Origin of the sequence: Pseudomonas sp. R2-60-08W (assembly GCF_003852335.1) — a bacterium.
In the GTDB taxonomy this organism is placed as follows: Bacteria; Pseudomonadota; Gammaproteobacteria; order Pseudomonadales; family Pseudomonadaceae; genus Aquipseudomonas.
Genome location: NZ_CP027731.1, coordinates 2,623,520 through 2,640,593, shown reverse-complemented (window position 1 = coordinate 2,640,593; position 17,074 = coordinate 2,623,520). Strand labels below are relative to the sequence as shown.

The window sequence follows — 17,074 nt, the reverse complement described above, 5'->3', positions numbered from 1 at the left end:
TCGAGCGTTATTGAAAGAGGAGTCATTCATGTCAGGTTTCTGGAATCAAGCCTTCGACCTCAGCGGCCGTTGCGCCGTGATCACCGGGGGCGCCGCCGGCATCGGCCTGGCCTGCGCCACCCTGCTGGCCGAACGTGGTGCACGCGTGGCGCTGCTGGACCGCGACCCGGCAGTGGTCGAGGTGGCCGCCCGCCTCGGTGCCGGGCATCTGGGCATTGCCGTCGACCTCAGCCAGATGGGCCAGATACAACCCACCATCGATCAGGTTTTCGAACAGTTCCAACGCCTGGATTACCTGGTCAACAGCGCCGGCGTGGTGTTGCTGGACAAGGCCGTCGAGGTCAGCGAAAGCGCCTGGGACACCACCCTGGATATCAACCTCAAGGCCAGCTTTTTCGTGGCCCAGGCCTGCGCCCGCCACATGCTGGCCCAGGGCAGCGGGCGCATCGTCAATCTCGCCTCCCAGGCTGCCGTAATCGGCCTGGACCGCCACGTCGCCTACTGCGCGAGCAAGGCCGCCATAGTCGGCATGACCAAGGTATTGGCCATGGAATGGGCGCCGCAGATCAACGTCAACGCCATCTCCCCCACCATCGTCGAGACCGCCCTGGGCAAGCAAGCCTGGGCCGGCGCAGTGGGCGAACGGGCCAAGGCGCAGATCCCGGCGGGACGTTTCGCCCAGCCCGAGGAGATCGCCGCGCTGGCGCTCTACCTGCTCAGCGATGCCGCGCAGATGATCACTGGCGCGAACATGCTGATCGACGGCGGCTACAGCATTCAGTAATTCATCTTTATGTGAGGTTTTGTCATGTCCACCATTACCGAACGCAGCGCTGAACACTTGGCCCCGGTCATCCCGAAAACCATGCAGGCCGTGGTGTGCCATGGCCCGGAAGACTATCGCCTGGAAACCGTCGACGTGCCCACACCGGGGCCTGATGAAATTCTCACCAAGGTCGAGCTGTGCGGCATCTGCATGGGCGACATCAAGACCTATCGCGGCGCGCCGTCGTTCTGGGGCGATGCCGAGCAACCGCGCTACGTGAAACCGCCGATGATCCCCGGGCATGAGTTCGTGTGCCGCGTGGTTGCCCTTGGCCCTGGCGCGGAAAAACGCGGCGTGGCAGTCGGTGAGCGGGTGATTTCCGAGCAGATCGTGCCGTGCTGGGGCTGCCGGTTCTGCAACCACGGCCAATACTGGATGTGCCAGAAGCATGACCTCTACGGCTTCCAGAACAATGTGCAGGGCGCCATGGCCCAGTACATGATTTTCACCAAGGAAGGCATCATCCATAAGGTGCCGGAATCCATCGCCCCGGATGAAGCGATCCTGATCGAACCCCTGGCCTGCTCGCTGCACGCGGCGGAACGCGCCGATGTCGACCACGACGACATTGTAGTGGTCGCCGGCGCCGGTACCCTGGGCCTGGGCATCATCGGCGCGGTGCGTCTGCGCAACCCGAAAAAACTCATCGTGCTGGACATGAAACCCGAACGCGCCGCCCTGGCCCTGCGCATGGGCGCCGACGAAGTGTGGAACCCGGCCGAAGTCGACGTGCTGGCGAAAATCCGCGCGATCACCGATGGCTACGGCTGCGACATCTATATCGAAGCCACCGGGCACCACAAGGCAGTGAACCAGGGCCTGGCGATGCTGCGCAAATTGGGACGTTTCGTTGAATTCAGCGTGTTCAATGATGAAGCCACGGTGGATTGGTCGATCATCGGCGACCGCAAGGAGCTGGATATTCTCGGCTCGCACCTGGGGCCGTATATGTACCCGCGCGCCATCGACTTTATCGGCAGCCGCAAGATCGACATGCGCGATGTGGTAACCCACAAGTTTGCGCTGGCGGATTTCAAGGAAGCGTTTGCGGTGATGGAGCGTGGTGACAAATCGCTGAAGGTGGTACTGCAACCCTAAGCACACCACAAATCCAAATGTGGGAGGGGGCTTGCCCCCGATGGCTGTGCAACAGTGACAAATTAGTTGGCTGACACACCGCTATCGGGAGCAAGTCGAATCGTCGCACCGCCCCTCCCACACTGAACAACTGCGAACCAACAGAACAAAAACAGGAACCCGCGTTATGAATCGAGTCATCAACGATCCGGACCAAGTGGTCGAAGACATGCTGCGCGGCGTCCTGGTCGCGCACCCTGAACTGCGCCAGTACGAAGCCAACCCACGGGTCATCGTCAAGGCCAAACCCTCGGCCCAGGGCCGTGTCGGCATCGTCACCGGCGGTGGTTCCGGGCATGAACCGGCCTTTCTCGGCTACGTCGGCCCGGGCCTGGTGGATGCGGTGGCGGTCGGTGAGATTTTCTCCTCGCCCACCGCCAAGAGCTTTTTCGACGCCTTCCGCGCCGCCGACCATGGCGCGGGCGTGGCCTGCCTGTACGGCAACTACGCGGGTGACAACATGAATGTGAAGCTGGCGATGAAAATGGCCGCCAGTAAAGACATGCGTATTCGCACCGTGGTCGCCAACGACGACGTCGCCTCCGCGCCCCAGGCGGATATCGCCAAGCGGCGCGGCGTGGCCGGGGAAATCTTCATGTGGAAGATCGGCGGTGCCGCCGCCGCCCAGCATTACGACCTGGACGGTGTGATTCGCGTCGCGCAAAAAGCCGTCAACCACTGTCGCTCGATCGGCATCGGCCTCACGCCTTGCACCATCGCTGCAGTGGGCAAGCCGAACTTCCAGATCCCCGACGGCCAGATGGAACTGGGCATCGGCCATCACGGCGAACCGGGCATCGAAGTGATCCCCATCGAGTCCGCCGCCGCCATGGCCGAGCGCATGCTCACCCCCATCCTCGCAGACCGCGACTTCAGCCAGGACGACAGCGTGGTGGTGCTGGTCTCCGGTCTCGGCGCCACGCCGGTGATGGAGCTGTACGTGTTCTATGCCGAGGTGGAACGCCAGCTCACGGCCAAGGGTTTGAAGATTCACCGCTGCTATGTCGGCAACTACTTCACCTCCCTGGAAATGATGGGCGTGACCCTGACCCTGCTCGGCCTGGACGCGGAGCTGAAAACCCTGATCGACCAACCCTGCCGTTCCATCGGCATGACCCAGGCGGAGTGAACCATGAGTGAGCATTTTTCCAGCCACGACGGCAGCGCCATCGTCGCCGACCTGGTCAGCGTGATCGTGGCCAACCGTGACTACCTCAGCGAAATCGACGGTGCGATTGGCGACGGTGACCACGGCATCAACATGGCCAAGGGTTTTGCCCACTGCGGGCGCGCGCTTGAAGGTCGCCAACTGACCCTGGCCGAAGCCCTGGACGAACTGACCCTGAGCCTGATGGAGGGCATCGGCGGTTCGATGGGCCCGTTGTATGGCAGCCTGTTTATCGGCATGGCCGACGAAGTGCGCGGCAGTGAAGACATCGACGCCGCCACCTTCGCCCGTTTGCTGCGCGGCGGCCTGACGTCGTTGCAGGACATTACCGAGGCGGGTGTGGGTGACAAGTGTTTGATGGACACCCTGATTCCGGCGGTGCAAGCCTTTGAGCGAGCGCATGCCGATGGGGCCTCGTTCAACACGGCGCTGGAAGCAATGAAAAGCGCTGCTTCCCAGGGGCGTGATTCGACCAGGGACCTGGTGGCGAAGATCGGCAGGGCCAGCCGCCTGGGTGAACGCTCGCTCGGGGCGCTGGATGCTGGGGCGGTGTCGTGCTGCCTGATCCTCACGCGGCTGGCGGATTCCATCCAGCTCCGCTTGAACTGACCGGTGATCGTTCCCACGCTCCGCGTGGGAATACAGCCCTGGACGCTCCGCGTCCCGCCTGCGCGAGGGTGACGCAGAGCGTCACAGGATGCGCGCCCACGCAGAGCGTGGGAGCGATCGAGTTGGTAGTGGGTTACCAGAACCGCTGCTGGGTCAGCCGGCTCCACCAAGTCAGCAACACCCGGTCCACCGAACCACTGGCCGCCAGCCCTACCCGCTCCTGCAGGCTTTTACGCTCGGCGTAGTGCAGATGGAACACCTCGGCGGTCTTGGCCTTGGTGGCCAGGTATTCGTCGCTGGTCTGCAGCTCGTCGACCAGTTGCTTGTCGAGGGCAGCAACACCCAGCCACACTTCTCCGGTGGCTACCTCGTCAATTGCCAACTGCGGGCGATAACGCGAGACGAAGTTCTTGAACAATTGGTGCGTGATGTCCAGGTCTTCCTGAAATTTCTCGCGCCCTTTCTCGGTGTTTTCGCCAAACACCGTCAGCGTGCGTTTGTATTCGCCGGCGGTGAGCACTTCGAAGTCGATATCATGCTTTTTCAGCAGGCGGTTGACGTTGGGCAACTGGGCGACCACGCCGATGGAACCGAGGATCGCGAACGGGGCGCTGATGATCTTCTCGCCGATGCACGCCATCATATAGCCGCCGCTGGCCGCGACCTTGTCGATGCACACGGTCAATGGCACGCCCGCTTGACGAATACGCGCCAGTTGGGAAGAGGCCAGGCCGTAGCTGTGCACCATGCCGCCGCCGCTTTCCAGGCGCAGCACCACTTCGTCCTTGGGCGTGGCCAGGCTCAGCAGTGCGGTGATTTCGTGGCGCAGGCTTTCAGTGGCGGAGGCCTTGATGTCACCGTCGAAATCCAGCACGAATACCCGCGCTTTAGGCTCGGGCTTCTTCTTGCCGTGCTTTTTTTCGGCTTTGCTTTCGGATTTGCGCAGGGCCTTGAGCTGGTCCTTGTCGAGCAGGCTCGATTCCAGGCGCTCGCGCAAGCCCTTGTAGAAATCGTTCAGCTTGCTGACCTGCAACTGGCCAGCGGATTTGCGACGCCCTTTGCTGCGCAGCGCCGCGAAGCTGATCAGCACCACCAGAATAGCGACCACCAGGGTGACGGTCTTCGCCAGAAAGCTCGCATATTCGGCCAAAAAATCCATATGTCTCCTTAAGAATGCACTGCGCCAGGCGCGGATGGCCCAGCATACCGGCGCCAATGCCCGCGGACCAGTGCCCAAACCGCCACCAGCGCACCTCTAACAGGCTTTTAAAACAAGCGTATGTTTTTTCATTGACAGCTCGCGGGCATCCTCATAACCTCGCCAGACTTTCAACGTACCGGGAAAACGGACGTGGGCAGCATCTATCTGATTCGACATGGCCAGGCCTCCTTCGGTGCAGACGACTATGACGTCTTGTCGCCCGTCGGCGTGGAACAAGCCCAGGTACTCGGTCGCCACCTGGCCGACCTGGGGCTGACGTTCGATCGCTGCCTGTCGGGTGACCTGCGCCGCCAGCAGCACACCGCCACCGCCACATTCGATCAATACAGCGCCCTCGGCCTGCCCGTTCCGCCGCTGGAAATCGACAGCGCGTTCAACGAATTCGACGGCGAGGCGATTATTCGCGGCCTGCTCCCCGACCTGCTAGGCGCCGAACCCGACGCCGTGCACATCCTGCGCAATGGTGCGCAGAACCGCAGCGAGTTCCAGCGCATCTTCGCCCTGATCATCGAGCGATGGCTGGCCGGCACCTACGACCCACCGGGGCTGGAAAGCTGGCTGGGGTTTGTCGAACGTGTCCAGGGCGGCTTGCAGCGCATCCTTGAAGCGGCCGACAACTCGCACAAGATCGCGGTATTCACCTCCGGCGGCACCATCACCGCCCTGCTCCACCTGATTACCCGTATGCCGGCCGCCCAGGCATTCGAACTGAACTGGCAAATTGTCAACACCTCGCTCAATCAACTGAAATTCCGTGGTCGCGAGGTGGCACTGGCTTCCTTCAACAGTCATACCCACTTGCACCTGTTGAAGGCGCCGCAGTTCATCACTTTCCGATGAAGTGCGGCCAACCGTGACCCAAAGGTCACTGGACTCTACCCTAAAGGATCGAAACCATGACTGACGTAGCTAAAGCCGTAGAAGCAATGAAAGCCAAATTCAACCCAGCCGCTGCTGAAGGCCTGGACCTGGTATTCGGTTTCCGTATCGACGACACCAAGAACTTTTCGCTGGTGGTCAAAGACAAGACCTGCGAACTGCAGGAAGGTGAAAACCCGGACGCCCAGGTGACCCTGGTAATGGACAGCGAAACCCTGGAAGGCATCGTCGACGGCTCTACCGACGGCATGCAGGCCTTCATGGGCGGCAAACTGCGCACCGAAGGCGACATGATGCTGGCCATGAAGCTGAGCGAGCTGTTTCCTTCCTGATTCAGGCACAACCTGAATTTGATGAAGATCCAATGTGGGAGGGGGCTTGCTCCCGATAGCGGTGTATCAGTAACAGGTAAGCTGGCTGAGACACCGCTATCGGGAGCAAGCCCCCTCCCACATTTAGTTTTTAGGTTGCAGCAACAACGCCACCAGCGCACTCCACCCCGTCTGGTGCGACGCCCCCAACCCCCTGCCGGTCTCCCCATGAAAATACTCATGGAACAACACCAGGTCACGGCTGAGCGGGTCCGCCTCCAACTGCGCATACGCCGCCATCGACGGGCGCAGGCCATTTTCGTCCCTTAGAAACAACCCGGTCAGGCGCTGACTGAGGCTGTCGGCCACTTCCTCCAGGGATGACAGATAACCGCTGCCCTTGGGGTATTCCACCGAAAAGTTATCCGCGTAATAGCGATGAAATTCGCGCAGCGACTCAATCAGCATGTAGTTGACCGGCATCCACAACGGCCCGCGCCAATTGGAGTTGCCACCGTACAAACGTGAATCGGATTCGCCGGGCTGGTAACTGGCGCACAGAGTGTCGCCATTCATCTTCAGGGCCAGGGGCTGCTCGGCGAAGGCCTTGGACAAGGAGCGCACGCCAAACGCCGACAAGAACTCATCGTCATCCAGCATGCGCCGCAGCAAATCCTTGGTGCGCTCGCCGCGCAGCAATGCCAGTAGCAGCCGATTGCCCTGCCCCGGTTCGTTCCAGCGCGATACCAGCCTGGCCAGGTCCGGCCGGTGGTGCATGAAGCCCAACAGCCGCTCGCGCAAGCCCGCCAGGCCTTCATGCTCGCGCTGCTCCAGCACCAGCACCGCGAACAACGGCATCAGCCCGACAATAGAGCGCAGGCGCACCGGTTCGCTCTCGCCATCGGGTCGATGCAGCACGTCGTAGAAAAACAGATCCTGCTCATCCCACAGCCCATCGGCGCTGTCGTCGACGCGGTTGATGGCGCCGGCGATATACAGGAAGTGCTCGAAGAATTTCACCGCGATATCCACGTACACGCCATTGCGCTTGGCCAGCTCCAGGGCGATGCGCATCAGGTCCAGCGCATAGGCGGCCACCCACGCCGTACCGTCCGCCTGGTCCAGCTGATAGCCCGGTGGCAGCGCGGCAGAGCGGTCGAACAGGGCGATATTGTCCAGCCCGAGAAAGCCGCCCTGGAACAGGTTGCGGCCCTCGGCGTCCTTGCGGTTGACCCACCAGGAAAAATTCAGCAGCAGTTTGTGGAAAATCCGCTCCAGGAAGTCCAGGTCGCCTACACCGGTCAACGCCTTGTCCTGCTGATACACGCGCCAGCTGGCCCAGGCATGCACGGGTGGGTTGGCATCGTCGAAGCGCCACTCATAAGCCGGCAGTTGGCCATTGGGGTGCATGAAGCGGTCCTTCACCAGCAATAGCAGTTGTTGCTTGGCGTAGCCGGGATCGATCAGCGCCATCGCCACCGCCTGGAAGCCCTGGTCCCACGAGGCATACCAAGGGTACTCCCAGGTGTCGGGCATGGAGAGAATGTCGAAATTGGACAGGTGCCGCCAATGGGTATTGCGCAAATGCAGGCGCTCGGGCGGCGGCGCGGGCTGGGCCGGGTCGCCGTCGAGCCACTGGTTCACGTCGAAATAGTACAACTGCTTGGACCACAACAACCCGGCCAGGGCCTGACGCTGCACATTGCGTGCATCGTCGTCGGCGATCCCCTGTTGCAGCGCCGCGTAGAAGTCGTCGGCCTCCTGGCGACGCTGTTCGAACAGCTTGCGCGCGTTGACCTCGGGCGCGTCCACCGGCGCAAAGCGCAGGTACAGGACTTTGCGTTCATCGCCCGCCAGCTCCAGGACGAACCGCGCCGCCACCTTGGTGCCCGTATATCGGCGAATCGCGCCTTGCACACCGCCGACCACGTAATCGTTGATACCGTCCTTGAACGGCCCCGGCGCCGCCGGCCCACCCAGCCTGGGGAGGTTGGTCTGGTTTTCACAAAACAACCATTCCACGCCGTCCTGGCCCCAGGCGCTGAGATGGCGGTCGCCCAGCTCATGATGACGCGCTCGCACGCGGTCACCGTCCAGGGTCAAGCCGGGCTTGGGGGCGCCGAAGGTCCAGCTCCAGTCATTGCGCGCCCACAGCTGGGGCAATACCTGCAGACGCGTGGGTTGCTCGGCACGGTTGTGCACAGTGATGCGCATGAAAATATCGTCGGGTTGATGCTTGGCGTACTCAACGCTGACGTCGCAGTAGCGGTTATCGTCAAACACGCCGGTATCGAGGATTTCATACTCAGCGTCAGCCAGCCCACGGCGGGCGTTTTCGGCGATCAGGTCGGCGTAGGGAAACGCTGCATGGGGGTATTTGTAGAGCATGCGCATGTAGGCATGGCTCGGCACGCCATCGACGAAAAAGTACAGTTCCTTGACGTCTTCACCGTGGTTGCCCTCGGCGTTATCGAGGCCGAACAGGCGCTCCTTGAGGATCGCGTCACGTTCGTTCCACAGCGCCAGGCCCAGGCACCAGCGTTGCGCCTTGTCGCTGAAACCGGCCAAGCCATCCTCGCCCCACCGGTAGGCGCGGCTGCGGGCATGTTCATGGGGAAAATAGGCCCAGGCGTCGCCGTCGGCGCTGTAGTCCTCGCGTACGGTGCCCCATTGGCGTTCACTCAGGTACGGCCCCCATTCGCGCCAGCTTTCTGCATGCTCCGTCGCCAGGCGTTGACCTTCGAGGGTGTTGAGCATTCGGTGTGTGGGTGTGGCCGTCATTGAGTGCTCCATCGCCTGCCGGATGAGCAGCAGTGTAGAACCCAATGCCGCCCGGATGCACATGAAGACTGCATAGGGGCGTCACCTCATTCATTTGCAGAATGAAGTCCAGAGGAAACTTCGTTTGCACGCGCCTCTTGGGCCCAACAAAATCCAGGGAAAGCCACACACCTCGCCTCAGCCTTCAGGAATTTTTCTATGCCAGGTACCGCACATGTCAGCCCCGACGAGATCCGTAAGGGCTTTTCCCGGGCGATGTCCGATATGTACAGGGATGAAGTGCCGTTGTACGGCGCGCTGATGACCCTGGTGGCCCAGACCAACGCACAGGTGCTGGAGAGCAACCCGGGCCTGGCCGAGCACCTGCGCCGTACCGGCGAGACCCAGCGTCTGGACATGGAGCGCCACGGTGCGATCCGCCTGGGCACCGCTGCGGAACTGGCGACCATCAACCGTCTGTTCGCGGTCATGGGCATGCAACCGGTGGGCTATTACGATCTGACCCCGGCTGGCGTGCCGGTCCATTCCACGGCCTTTCGCGCCGTCCACGAACAGTCGCTGCAAACCAGCCCGTTTCGCGTATTCACCTCGCTGCTGCGCCTGGAGCTGATCGAAAGCCCGGCGCTGCGCAGCTTTGCCGAAACCGCCCTGGCCAAGCGCTCGATCTTCACCCCCGGCGCCCTGGCGCTGATCGAACAGGCGGAAAAACACGGCGGCCTTGATGCCACCGACGCCGAGGCATTCATTCGCCAGGCGCTGGAGACGTTTCGCTGGCACCCCACCGCCACCGTCACGGCCGCGCAGTATCGGCAACTCAGCGACCAGCATCGCCTGATCGCCGACGTGGTGGCCTTCAGAGGCCCGCACATCAATCACCTCACCCCGCGCACCCTGGACATCGACCTGGTGCAGGCGGCCATGCCCGGCCACGGCATTACCCCCAAAGCCGTGATCGAAGGCCCACCTCGACGCAAGTGCCCGATCCTGCTGCGCCAGACCAGCTCCAAGGCCCTTGACGAGCCCATTGGCTTTACCGATGCCCAGGGCAGCCACAGCGCACGCTTCGGCGAAATCGAACAACGCGGCGTTGCGCTCACGCCCAAGGGGCGCGCCCTGTACGACCAACTGCTGAATGCCGCTCGCGATGAACTCGGCGCCTTCCCCAACGAATCCAACGCCGCACGTTATGAGCAATTAATGGCGCAGCACTTCCAGGCATTCCCGGACGACCACGCGCAAATGCGTGAACAAGGCTTGGCGTACTTCCGCTATTTCCCCACTGAAAAAGGCCTGGCGGCCCGCGGCAAGTCCGACCAACCGCGCACACTGGAGGGACTGATCAGCGCGGGGCATGTGGAGGTTGAACCGCTGGTGTACGAGGATTTCCTGCCGGTGAGCGCGGCGGGGATTTTTCAGTCGAACCTTGGCGATGCGGCGCAGAGTCACTATGCAGCCAATTCGAACCGGGCCGAATTCGAGCAGGCGCTGGGCCGCGGGACAGTCGATGAGTTGCAGTTGTATGGCGAGACGCAGCAGCGTTCGATGGATGAGTGCATGAGCACGCTGCGGGAATAAAGGGGATGTCGGCTCGGCTCGCTGAACCAGTAACCACCAGAAACGCCCTACACCATTTTAGGAAGCCAATGATTTGATATAACTCCGACTCCATACGAAGCTGATATTTAGCCAACCCAGCAGTTTAATAGCGCCGGAGGGGATAGTTATGTCAGCAGCAATGAATATCATGATCATCGGTGGCGGGCATATGGGCAGTGCGATCCATTTGGTTTAAAGCGATCCAGTGCAGACATGCTGATAACTGTCGTCGAGCCCGACGCTACTCGCCGAAACGATATCAAAAATGCAGGTATTTCAACGCTGGAAGAACTACCAACTCCTTTAATAGCTGACGTTATCTTTCTAGCGATCCCACCTCAGGCTTTCCTGAGGTTCCTGGAAAATAATGCTCGCATCGGACAGTATGCTGGCATCGTCATTTCAGTTATGGCTGGAATCCGTATCCGCGAACTCACAGCCCGCTTGAAAAACTCGCAAATCTATCGAACTATACCCAATCTTCCGTGCGGCGTTAATGAAGGAATGACCGTTTTAATTGCCGCGACTGAGACAACGACTGCAAGCAATATCGTGGTTAATCAACTTCTCGCCAAGCTTGGAAATTTACTGGAGTTAAAAGATGAGGCTTTGCTGGATAGCGCCACAGCTCTCGTTGGCGGCGGCCCCGCTTACATTGCCTACTTCGCCGCGGCGCTCACAGAATATGCTATTTCGGCTGGCTTCGATAAATCAAGTGCTACCTCAATAATTCTCCAGCTGCTACGCGGAACCACGGCAATTTTGGAGCAACGCAAGGAACCTGCGATTAATCTATGTGAAAAAGTGATGACTGCAGGTGGAACGACAGAGCGAGCAATTGATTGGTTTAATCAGCACGGGGTACGAGCCGCCATCATAGGAGGTCTCAAAATATCCTGCGCTCGCTCGATGGAACTGGGTCAGAGGTGATAGATATGCACGGACTTATTGATCATGGGCTAGCAGGACAGCACTATTTAGATTTTAATAAATCGAATTGTCTGAGCGACAGCTACAGCATTTATTATGGACTTGGCCAACAACTTGACTTTATACATTCGCCCACCGTTTTCAGAGTAAGCCTCGCGGGCGTGAGGCTCGGCCATTATCTGTTACGTTCACTCAGCTCCAGCAGATCAAACAACAGCCTCCTGGATGTCGGGACAGGCAGCGGCGTCCATGCGCTATTGGCGCGCAAACTTGGAGTTCAAGACATTTTTGCCACGGACATCTCCCCATACTCCATTGAACAGGCAAAACTTCACGAACACATAAACTTCAAGCAGCCAGCCATTTCTTTTTGTATTGGCGACCTGTTCAGCAATCTGCCCGAAAGACAATTTGAAACAATCACCTTTAACCCGCCTGGCTGGCGAACTCCCTCACCTTCGCTCACCCAGCGCTTGGACATCATCGAGCCGACGGGACAGTTACCTCTGGAAGCAATGTTCTACGGAGAGCAAATCATCGCCCGCTTTCTTGATAATCTTCCCAAATACCTGGCACCCACGGGAACGGCCATTGTGGGGCTTAATTCTTTAGTGGGAATACGTGATGTATTGAACGGGTACAGGGAAAGGCATCACGGTGCTCCGCCGCTGGCTTACAGACTCATGGAACGCCATACACTCCCACTTCTTTATTACTCTGATCATTGGCAGGCCACGAGCAAACTTTTAAAAAGCGAATTCGAACAGTGGGCAAATCAAGACTTAGCTGCATATTCCGTCGACAAACACGGCATAATTTTCTGGTCTTAAGAAATCGTTGAATTCTACTATCCCAAATAAAAATCATGATTATACAACCAGCGCCTTCTACAAGGCGTTTTACGGCAATCGCATTGTCGGCGCTCGCGAATTTAATGCTAGGAGCGTCATCTCTTTATTGGAGGGCGCTTGACGGATTATCCTCTGCAACACTAGTTGCCTATAGGATTGTCCTGTCCTGCATGATTCTCAGTGCACTTCTTCTAATTTTTCGACGCCTTGGCCAGGCAAACCAACTGACAGCCAAACTAATAGCTCTGCACGGCACCGCTTCTATCTTTATTGCCGTTAATTGGGCCACATTCATGGCGGCTTCAATCAACGGATATATTTTGGAAAGCGGAATCGGCTACTTATTGGCGCCGTTCATACCTATCACATTGGGAGCCCTGATCTATCATGAGCAATTTTCAGCGATCAAAACCCTGTCTATCGCTATCGCACTCGTCGCGATATTGCTTTTGATAACGTTCACTGAAAAGCTGAACCATTGGGTTTATCTATTGATCGCTGCAACATGGGGCGTGTACACCTACCTAAAAAAATACACACCTTTAAATGCAGTGACCGGCCTGTTCCTGGAAACTGTTTTCTTGAGCAGTTGTATTGTAGTTGCCGTCTGGATCTTCGATTTCCCAATCATATGGCCGAGTGAAGTGTCATATCGCTCAGCTCCGCTTATTTGGTTAGCCGGAGCGGTGTCAGTCACGCCGCTACTGATGTTCTCGTTCGCCACCGGAAAAATTCCGTTGTCCCTGACAGGTTTTTTGCAGTTCATACTTCCACTGACACTGCTAGCCATTGGCCTGGTAACCAATGGGAAAAATATTCCCACTTTGTCTCTGACCTTAATCATCTCCACCACGGGCGTATTAGTCTGCCTTCTGGCTTACGACAGCCTACCTACCCGCTCGCCAAAAGAATAACGGGGATTTCTAAACATGAGGAACACTTACGACGTTATCGTAATTGGCTTGGGAATCATGGGCGCATCTGCATTGTGGAAAGTCGCTTCGAAATGCACTCGAGTACTTGGAATTGACGCATCGAGCCCCACTCACAGCTACGGGTCGTCACATGGAAACTCTCGCATATTCCGTCGCGCTTATTGGGAGGGCGAAAAATACCTGCCATTATTGAACCAATCCGATTTGCTCTGGAAGGAATTGGAAAAGTTAATACAGCAAAAGCTGCTTTTTCGCACAGGGGGGATTTTCGTTGGGCATCAGTCCAGCCACGTGGTAGTAGGGAGCATTGAAACCGCAAGGAAGGGAGAGATAGAACATGCTGTGTGGAGCGAATCAGAAACCAGGTCCCATTTTCCCGCATTCAATGTATCGGATGGGTCGCAGACGGTATTTGAGCCCGGAGCCTATGCAATATCGGCCTGCGAAGCCAGATTAGGGATGCTCAACGAGGCTGTACACCAGGGCGCCATCATCGAATTTGGTAACAGCGTTACAGGCTTGGAAACCAGCGGTTTGGAGATGCGCTTAAGCACTCGAAGCGGGCAAACCTACTCTGCAAAAGCCGTAATAGTCACAGCAGGACCCTGGATTGGCACTCACCTCCTGCCGGAGCTCAAACGCTATATAGATCCGCGTCAGATTCCCGTATTTTGGTTCAAACCAAAAACGGGTTTTGGTAATCTTTTTTCGTCAGATCAGTTCCCCATTTTCTTATATGAACATCAGGATGGAGCCCTCCTCTACGGTGTGCCATCCATCCTTAGCAACGAGCCTGGTGTAAAAATCGGTTTTCACAACAGGCAACAGACGCCAGCTGCTCCTAACTGGAAAAATATTCCCGTACACAAAAGATATTTAGACGAGATATCGCAGGTGGTTGGAGACCTTTTTCCCAAGTTGGAGCGTTCGCCTATCCAAGCAAAAAACTGCTTCTATACGCTTAGTCCTGATGAGTCGTTTCTGATCGGGGAACCCCAAGTGTTGAAATCGACTTATTTCGCATCCGCATGCTCGGGGCACGGATTCAAATTTGCGCCTGCTATCGGTGATGCGCTTGCCTGCATGGCGGTTGGGCTAAAACCATATGTGTCTTTAGCGGCGTTTTCTGCAGACCGATTCTACAACGTATGACCTGAATTTCGAGAGTGTCCGCCCGGCTCAACAACGCAATCCTTGCGCCGCGAAAAGCCCCAGAGCCGGGTGGACGGGGCGCATCATAAGGAGTGAGCTTGAGCGTGTCCTGCAAACAATTCTGAACAAATGTGCACATTCGAATGCAACAGGCTGGTTGTGGCGAGAGCAAGCTCCCTCGCCACGGGTGACGGGTTATGTTTAACCCAACTTCTCGACAATTTGATCTTTGATCAACAAGCGCTCCTTCTTCAGCACCTCGACCTCCGAGTCATCAGCTTTGCGCGACTCGGCTTCCAGCACCTTGCCGTCGGCAACATCATATTTCGTGAGCAACGAGTCCAGACGCTTGTCACTCGCCCTGCGTTCGTGAACAGCTTCCTTGCTCATCCCCAAGTCCTGATACAGGTCGTGTTTCACTGGCATGGCGTACCTCCACAAGTTGATCAATGGCCTACCCCTTGAAACTAGCCCATTCCCAGGGGTCTTGTCATGTTCAAGGTCAAACCCTCCCCGTTCGTCGTAACCCCGGCGATGCAATAAAACCTTTGCCCTGCCCTGCCCTCCACTGTAGATCGCCACCCGAGGGAGACCGGTTTTATGAATCACACTGCCACTGCTGCCGACACGCAATGCATCAACACCATCCGCACCCTGGCCATGGATGCCGTGCAGAAGGCCAACTCGGGCCACCCCGGCACGCCCATGGGCCTGGCGCCGGTGGGCTACACGTTGTGGAGTCGCTTCCTGCGCTACCACCCGGAGCATCCCGACTGGCCCAACCGTGACCGCTTCGTGTTGTCGGTGGGGCATGCGTCGATGCTGCTGTACTCGCTGCTGCACCTGGCCGGCGTGGTGGAAATCGATGCCCACGGCAAGCGCTCCGGGCAACCGGCGGTCAGCCTGGACGACATCAAGCAGTTCCGGCAGATGGGTTCCAAAACCCCGGGCCACCCCGAGTACCGCATGACCACCGGGGTGGAAACCACCACCGGCCCCCTGGGCCAGGGCTGCGCCAACAGCGTGGGCATGGCGATGGCCGAGCGTTGGCTGGCCCAGCGGTTCAACCGCGACGGCCAGGTGCTGTTCGACTACGACGTCTACACCCTGTGCGGTGACGGCGACATGATGGAAGGCATCAGCAGCGAAGCGGCGTCGATGGCCGGGCATTTGCGGCTGGATAACCTGTGCTGGATCTACGACAACAACACCATCAGCATCGAGGGCCACACCGAGCTGGCCTTCAGTGAAGATGTGATCAAGCGTTTCCAGGCATATGGCTGGCACACCGTGCACGTCACCGATGCCAATGACCTGCAGGCCCTGAGCGTGGCGCTGGAAACCTTCAAGGCCAATACCGGCGCGCCGACCCTGATCGTGGTCGACAGCGTGATCGGCTACGGCTCGCCGCACAAACACAACACCGCTGCGGCCCATGGCGAGCCGTTGGGCGAGGATGAAATTCGCCTGACCAAAGCCGCGTATGGCTGGCCAGAGGACTCCAGTTTCCTGGTGCCCGACGAGGCACGTACGACGTTGCGCGACGCACTGCATGAGCGTGCCGAACCGCTGTATGCCGAGTGGAACCAGACCTTGTCATCCCTCGACCCGCAACGCGCCGATGAACTGCAGCGCATGCGCGCCGGAGAAATGCCCGAGCACTGGCAGGCCGACCTGCCGCGCTTTGCGACCGATGCCAAGGGTGTCGCCAGCCGTGCATCCGGAGGCGAGGTGCTGAACGCCTTCGCCCAACACATCCCCTGGTTGCTCGGCGGCTCGGCGGATTTGTCGCCCTCGACCAAGACCAACCTCACCTTCGACGGCGCCGGCCGTTTCAGTGCCGATGACTACAGCGGGCGCAACCTGCACTTCGGCATTCGCGAGCACGCCATGGGCGCAATTGCCAACGGCATGGCGCTGTCCTACCTGCGGCCGTACACCTCGACGTTCCTGGTGTTCAGCGACTACATGAAGCCGCCGATCCGCCTGGCGGCGATCATGGAGTTGCCGGTGGTCTTCGTGTTTACCCATGACTCGATCGGCGTCGGCGAAGACGGCCCCACCCACCAACCCATCGAACACCTAACCCAACTGCGCGCCACCCCAGGCCTGCTGACCCTGCGCCCAGGGGACGCGAACGAAACCCTGGAGTTGTGGAAGGTGGCGCTGGCGCAGACCGATCGGCCAAGCTGCGTGGTGTTGTCGCGCCAACCGCTGCCGACGCTGGATCGCAGCCGCTATGCCGCCGCCTCCGGTGCGGCCAAGGGCGCCTACGTGCTGGCCGGCGCAGACAAGCCTGAAGTGATCCTGATCGCCACGGGCAGTGAAGTCAGCCTGGCGGTCGCCGCCTACGAACAACTCACGGACGAAGGCATTGCCGCGCAGGTGGTGTCGATGCCCAGCTGGGAACTGTTCGAAGATCAGGACCAGGCCTACCGCGACAGCGTGTTACCGCCGGCGGTGAAGGCGCGCGTGGTGGTGGAACAGGCCGGCCCGTTGGGCTGGGATCGCTACGTCGGGCAGACCGGCGCCAAAGTGGTGATGAACAGCTTTGGCGCGTCGGCGCCGCTGGCGAAGTTGCAGGAAAAGTACGGGTTCACTAAGGAAAATGTGGTGAAGCTGGCTAAACAGCAGATCCAGCACAACCGGGCTGAGTAACCCCTCTCGATGCGCAGGG

The 17,074-nt window shown here is 59.0% G+C and carries 15 protein-coding genes; 12 read left to right on the top strand and 3 right to left on the bottom strand.

The features are described from left to right. Positions 1-28: 28 nt before the first annotated feature. The 4 genes from C4J90_RS12005 (at position 29) to dhaL (ending at position 3,740) form a co-directional block, all read left to right on the top strand. A complete protein-coding gene (locus tag C4J90_RS12005; RefSeq protein WP_124419871.1) occupies positions 29-784 on the top strand; it encodes an SDR family oxidoreductase in 756 nt (251 codons plus the stop codon). Positions 785-808: 24 nt separating this feature from the next. Continuing rightward, positions 809-1,924 (top strand): zinc-binding dehydrogenase, encoded by a 1,116-nt coding sequence (locus C4J90_RS12000; protein WP_124419870.1) that lies wholly within the window; start codon positions 809-811, stop codon positions 1,922-1,924. Positions 1,925-2,090: 166 nt separating this feature from the next. Then, on the top strand, positions 2,091-3,092 hold the full coding sequence (locus tag C4J90_RS11995; RefSeq protein WP_124419869.1) for a dihydroxyacetone kinase subunit DhaK: 1,002 nt from the start codon (positions 2,091-2,093) through the stop codon (positions 3,090-3,092). A 3-nt stretch (positions 3,093-3,095) separates the two neighbouring features. Then, a complete protein-coding gene (gene dhaL / locus C4J90_RS11990; RefSeq protein ID WP_124419868.1) occupies positions 3,096-3,740 on the top strand; it encodes a dihydroxyacetone kinase subunit DhaL in 645 nt (214 codons plus the stop codon). A gap of 133 nt (positions 3,741-3,873) precedes the next feature. Here the strand turns inward: dhaL and sohB are convergent, their stop codons facing one another. Further along, positions 3,874-4,899: a protease SohB gene (gene sohB, locus C4J90_RS11980; RefSeq protein WP_124362594.1), complete on the bottom strand. Its 1,026-nt coding sequence runs from the start codon at positions 4,897-4,899 to the stop codon at positions 3,874-3,876. 192 nt (positions 4,900-5,091) lie between these two features. Between sohB and C4J90_RS11975 the strand changes: the two genes are divergently transcribed. Then, positions 5,092-5,802, top strand: coding sequence for a histidine phosphatase family protein (locus C4J90_RS11975; RefSeq protein ID WP_124362593.1), 711 nt, complete (start codon positions 5,092-5,094; stop codon positions 5,800-5,802). A 56-nt stretch (positions 5,803-5,858) separates the two neighbouring features. Beyond that, a complete protein-coding gene (locus C4J90_RS11970) occupies positions 5,859-6,173 on the top strand; it encodes an SCP2 sterol-binding domain-containing protein (protein WP_124362592.1) in 315 nt (104 codons plus the stop codon). Between the two features lie 123 nt (positions 6,174-6,296). Here the strand turns inward: C4J90_RS11970 and C4J90_RS11965 are convergent, their stop codons facing one another. Continuing rightward, positions 6,297-8,933, bottom strand: coding sequence for a glucosidase (locus C4J90_RS11965; RefSeq protein ID WP_124419866.1), 2,637 nt, complete (start codon positions 8,931-8,933; stop codon positions 6,297-6,299). Between the two features lie 198 nt (positions 8,934-9,131). Here C4J90_RS11965 and C4J90_RS11960 point away from each other — a divergent pair, with 198 nt between their 5' ends. The 5 genes from C4J90_RS11960 to solA all read left to right on the top strand — a co-directional run bounded on the left by C4J90_RS11960 (position 9,132) and on the right by solA (position 14,397). Beyond that, positions 9,132-10,508, top strand: a complete 1,377-nt coding sequence (locus tag C4J90_RS11960) for a VOC family protein (protein WP_124419865.1) — start codon at positions 9,132-9,134, stop codon at positions 10,506-10,508. A 234-nt stretch (positions 10,509-10,742) separates the two neighbouring features. Continuing rightward, positions 10,743-11,459, top strand: coding sequence for a pyrroline-5-carboxylate reductase (locus C4J90_RS11955; protein ID WP_124419864.1), 717 nt, complete (start codon positions 10,743-10,745; stop codon positions 11,457-11,459). Between the two features lie 5 nt (positions 11,460-11,464). Further along, a complete protein-coding gene (locus C4J90_RS11950; protein WP_124419863.1) occupies positions 11,465-12,289 on the top strand; it encodes a 50S ribosomal protein L11 methyltransferase in 825 nt (274 codons plus the stop codon). 191 nt (positions 12,290-12,480) lie between these two features. After that, the gene (locus C4J90_RS11945; RefSeq protein WP_124419862.1) at positions 12,481-13,224 is read left to right on the top strand and encodes a hypothetical protein; all 744 of its coding nucleotides are present in this window, start codon (positions 12,481-12,483) and stop codon (positions 13,222-13,224) included. A 15-nt stretch (positions 13,225-13,239) separates the two neighbouring features. Continuing rightward, positions 13,240-14,397: an N-methyl-L-tryptophan oxidase gene (solA, locus tag C4J90_RS11940; RefSeq protein ID WP_124419861.1), complete on the top strand. Its 1,158-nt coding sequence runs from the start codon at positions 13,240-13,242 to the stop codon at positions 14,395-14,397. Positions 14,398-14,598: 201 nt separating this feature from the next. Here the strand turns inward: solA and C4J90_RS11935 are convergent, their stop codons facing one another. Next, complete coding sequence (locus C4J90_RS11935; RefSeq protein WP_124362585.1) at positions 14,599-14,823, bottom strand: YdcH family protein; 225 nt, start codon at positions 14,821-14,823, stop codon at positions 14,599-14,601. Between the two features lie 174 nt (positions 14,824-14,997). On the opposite strand from C4J90_RS11935, the gene tkt reads away from it, so the two are divergent. Next, entirely contained in the window at positions 14,998-17,055 is a 2,058-nt protein-coding gene (tkt, locus tag C4J90_RS11930) for a transketolase (protein ID WP_124419860.1), read from the top strand. The last annotated feature ends 19 nt before the right edge of the window (positions 17,056-17,074 follow it).

Excerpts from the sequence above, each read along its gene's own strand:
- C4J90_RS12000 (WP_124419870.1), top strand. The coding sequence starts at position 809 with ATGTCCACCATTACCGAACGCAGCGCTGAACACTTGGCCCCGGTCATC.
- tkt (WP_124419860.1), top strand. The coding sequence starts at position 14,998 with ATGAATCACACTGCCACTGCTGCCGACACGCAATGCATCAACACCATC.
- sohB (WP_124362594.1), bottom strand. The coding sequence starts at position 4,899 with ATGGATTTTTTGGCCGAATATGCGAGCTTTCTGGCGAAGACCGTCACC.
- C4J90_RS11960 (WP_124419865.1), top strand. The coding sequence starts at position 9,132 with ATGCCAGGTACCGCACATGTCAGCCCCGACGAGATCCGTAAGGGCTTT.
- C4J90_RS11945 (WP_124419862.1), top strand. The coding sequence starts at position 12,481 with ATGATTCTCAGTGCACTTCTTCTAATTTTTCGACGCCTTGGCCAGGCA.
- C4J90_RS11950 (WP_124419863.1), top strand. The coding sequence starts at position 11,465 with ATGCACGGACTTATTGATCATGGGCTAGCAGGACAGCACTATTTAGAT.
- C4J90_RS11935 (WP_124362585.1), bottom strand. The coding sequence starts at position 14,823 with ATGCCAGTGAAACACGACCTGTATCAGGACTTGGGGATGAGCAAGGAA.
- C4J90_RS11965 (WP_124419866.1), bottom strand. The coding sequence starts at position 8,933 with ATGACGGCCACACCCACACACCGAATGCTCAACACCCTCGAAGGTCAA.
- dhaL (WP_124419868.1), top strand. The coding sequence starts at position 3,096 with ATGAGTGAGCATTTTTCCAGCCACGACGGCAGCGCCATCGTCGCCGAC.
- C4J90_RS11970 (WP_124362592.1), top strand. The coding sequence starts at position 5,859 with ATGACTGACGTAGCTAAAGCCGTAGAAGCAATGAAAGCCAAATTCAAC.
- C4J90_RS11995 (WP_124419869.1), top strand. The coding sequence starts at position 2,091 with ATGAATCGAGTCATCAACGATCCGGACCAAGTGGTCGAAGACATGCTG.
- C4J90_RS12005 (WP_124419871.1), top strand. The coding sequence starts at position 29 with ATGTCAGGTTTCTGGAATCAAGCCTTCGACCTCAGCGGCCGTTGCGCC.
- C4J90_RS11955 (WP_124419864.1), top strand. The coding sequence starts at position 10,743 with ATGCTGATAACTGTCGTCGAGCCCGACGCTACTCGCCGAAACGATATC.
- solA (WP_124419861.1), top strand. The coding sequence starts at position 13,240 with ATGAGGAACACTTACGACGTTATCGTAATTGGCTTGGGAATCATGGGC.